Annotated in this window: 3 protein-coding genes; 1 reads left to right on the forward strand and 2 read right to left on the reverse strand. The window is 43.5% G+C overall.

From position 1 onward, the window contains the following. The first annotated feature begins 439 nt into the window (after positions 1 to 439). A complete protein-coding gene (locus tag DXZ20_RS32910; protein ID WP_250566008.1) occupies positions 440 to 1,222 on the forward strand; it encodes an SAM-dependent methyltransferase in 783 nt (260 codons plus the stop codon). Positions 1,223 to 1,298: 76 nt separating this feature from the next. On the opposite strand, the gene DXZ20_RS32915 is transcribed toward DXZ20_RS32910, so the two are convergent. Together DXZ20_RS32915 and DXZ20_RS32920 are read right to left on the reverse strand one after the other, a co-directional pair. Next, entirely contained in the window at positions 1,299 to 1,739 is a 441-nt protein-coding gene (locus tag DXZ20_RS32915; RefSeq protein ID WP_163702933.1) for a hypothetical protein, read from the reverse strand. Between the two features lie 205 nt (positions 1,740 to 1,944). Then, positions 1,945 to 2,439, reverse strand: coding sequence for a tetratricopeptide repeat protein (locus DXZ20_RS32920; protein ID WP_163702934.1), 495 nt, complete (start codon positions 2,437 to 2,439; stop codon positions 1,945 to 1,947). Positions 2,440 to 3,044 lie beyond the last annotated feature (605 nt).

Consider the following 3,044-nt stretch of genomic DNA (forward strand, 5'->3'; position numbering starts at 1 on the left):
TAAAGTAGACCAGCATTTCGTTGTTGAATATTCCCGCAGCTAGGGCTTTCCTGTTGGTTAACCCATAACTGAATATGATACCGGTAGCCTAAGTATATAGGACTGATTCTCAATATTAACTGTATAATTATTTTCACCTGGAATAGTTGAATTCTAGTTGCTATTGGCAGCCAAAGGGCTTTCTGTGGGTTCTGCTCAATGAGACTTTTGGATTTTTTCAGAATTTGGCTATTGCGGTGTTCACTCGGTTATTTTGTGGTTGAAATATTTTTTATTTCAACCACAATTTTTTTTGTCGAAAGGTAGTGAGCCCCTGACTCCTTCGTCCTAACTCCCTGTCGAGCCGAGCTTTCCTGGATTAAGTGGATGCTCCGTGTATGAGCTACCTCATAGAATAAGATGGAGTTCTTTGGCATATTCAGGGTATTGTCTTGCGCTAATGAATATGGCTCAGATAGATCTGAAAACTGCCCCAGCCCATCAAGTGTTAGCAACTGCCGGTAAACAGGCTCTTCGCCCAGGAGGATATAGAGCGACTGAACAGCTTTTTGCCTGGGCTGACTTTCAGCCTGGTGAAACTGTTCTAGAATTGGCGGCAAGCTTTGGTTACAGTGCAATTTCCTTGGCGCAGTGCTACGGAGTACGTGTGGTGGGCATCGAGAAAAATTCTGACAGTGTGGCTCGTGCCCAAGCCAATATTGCTGCTGCTGGCTTAACTGACCAGGTCAGTGTTATTAAGGGAGATATTTTCCATTTAGAGGAAATTACAGAACAGTTTGACTATGTGCTAGCAGAAGCAATTTTGACCATGCAGTCTGCCGCAGGTAAGGTTAAAATTTTGTCTGGCATTTGCGATCGCCTCAAACCTAATGGTCAATTTCTTAGTCACGAATCGCGGGCGAGTGATTCTAATATTGAGGCTATTCATCGAGACCTGTCCACCACTATTCGGGTGAATGCCGCCCCGTTGTCCATGCAGGGATGGATGGATGTTTGTCAAACCGCAGGACTCACTGTAGAGCAGTCCAACAGTGGTCCTATGGCACTGCTTAACCCTCTCTGTATTGCTAAAGAGGAAGGCGTACCGACTCTACTAACCATGGGTTGGAATATGCTCACCCGTCCGGTTCTCCGTCAGCGCATTCTCTCTATGCGAGAAACGTTTATCCGTCATGGCAGCAACTTAGGTTATGTTGTGCTTTGTGCCAGAAAGGAGAGATAAACCATGTCTAGTCTCACGTTTATGCCCACGTTGTCTGCTGTTGGTTAGTGCCGTAGATTATATTTCAACTAAGACTCTAAAACGATGCCGAGGAACCTGACTGTTTTGTTTTTACTAGGGCAACTCTTCCATACCGGGGATCAATATCTAGTCCCATGATTTCTACCTCATGTTTATCAGTCTGAGAAGAGTCCTCAATTGTATAAGTTACGACTTCTCCAGGTGTCAACGTTAAACAGTGATTGAAGATGGCTTTCCTGGACTTTATGGGTAAAAACACGGTGTCTCCATAGGCCAAAGCCGCATGATTTTGAAAGGTAACTTGTCCATCATGGGTTAAGATCCCCGCTGGTGTTGGAAATTGATCACACCAATGAACAGCTAAAAACCAACGAGCATCAGCTAGCCGATTAAAAATATGCCCCTTCTTGGGATGTTGTAATACACGGTAGCCACCTTTGACCGAGATAATAGTGCCACCTAAAAAAGCAACGGCAACATCAATAAAGTGATTCATTGTTCAGAGTCATGGATTGTGTGACTTCAAGAATTGTTTTCGAGGATGTTAATAACTGTGAAGAAAATTATAGATTGAGAATTTTAGAAATTAGTATGCTCCAAGCGATCGCAACAGTAATTGGGGACAGAATTAACAACAGATTTATGTCAATTATGGCAGGAGGATCCCACATAAACTAATGCTCTCCAGAAATATGTAATCTTTACGGCTTTTCACCGATTTGCTCTAGTCGGCTCAATACAATCTGACGATTTCGTCGTGCGTTCTGATAGCCAGGATTATGCATCAAGGCTTGTTCAAATGAATGTAGAGCATCTTGATACCTTTCCAGGTTGAAAAGGGCATCCCCTCGGTTATCCCAACCGAGAGCAGAGCCTTGTGCGCCCCATTGACTATTGATTTCAAGGGCTAAATCACAGGATACTAAGGCTTGATGAAATTCTTGCAGTTGACTGAGAACACCACAGCGATTTGCCAAAACAAGAGAATACTCTGGTTCAATTAATAAAGCATGATTGTACGCTAACAAAGCATCTGGATAACGCTTTTGGCTAAAAAGCTGTTGCCCTAAATTATTCCATACTGTGGCATCAGTGACACTGGCAACAGCAGGGGATACGTTAACTATTAAACAGAGAAAAAGAGTGATAACTATCGTGACTAACGATTCAATCTCTCGACCCACCATTACTTGCATGCCTCCCGCATTCATACATGCTCAGACAGATGACCTTAGCATCACCTAAATAAGAAAAATTGTCAATAAGGATCTACGGCAATTTGTAGGTGATTTTATGAATTTAGGAGCGTGACTGATAATGCCTGCGCCACGGGAAGCAACTGTATTTAGTTTGCTCAGCAGACGATTAAGCAAACCTGAGGGACTTGTCGGTTCACATATCCGTTCGGGTGTTAGGTGATAGGGTTGGGTACTTTGGCTTAATACTTACACTTATCATCTCTAGGGCCTCATACCGTTTGGCCAGCTTGTGATCGTGAAATATGCGTGTAATCCCAGGTTTAGCGTAGGCAAGATCGGCTGCGATCGCAATCGCCCTACCATCGATCCCCGCTAAAAATCAGCTTTCTAAGCATAGGCCTTTCTTGAGATTTATACCCAATAAGCCTGATTTATGTACAACTTAACGTCTTCTAAAATTTGGTAAGCGGCTAGAATGCTGCGACCCACTACCCAAATTTTCCCATCCTTTTGGGTAAGCGTCCGTCATATTAGTCTTTTAAGCAGCAGGCAATAGTCTGTCAGCAGATGTAGTTGACACCGACAATTCGCGTTGAGGGAGC

This window comes from Adonisia turfae CCMR0081 (assembly GCF_011009555.1).
Classification (GTDB): domain Bacteria; phylum Cyanobacteriota; class Cyanobacteriia; order Phormidesmidales; family Phormidesmidaceae; genus Leptothoe; species Leptothoe turfae.

Excerpts from the sequence above, each read along its gene's own strand:
- DXZ20_RS32910 (WP_250566008.1), top strand. The coding sequence starts at position 440 with ATGAATATGGCTCAGATAGATCTGAAAACTGCCCCAGCCCATCAAGTG.
- DXZ20_RS32915 (WP_163702933.1), bottom strand. The coding sequence starts at position 1,739 with ATGAATCACTTTATTGATGTTGCCGTTGCTTTTTTAGGTGGCACTATT.
- DXZ20_RS32920 (WP_163702934.1), bottom strand. The coding sequence starts at position 2,439 with ATGCAAGTAATGGTGGGTCGAGAGATTGAATCGTTAGTCACGATAGTT.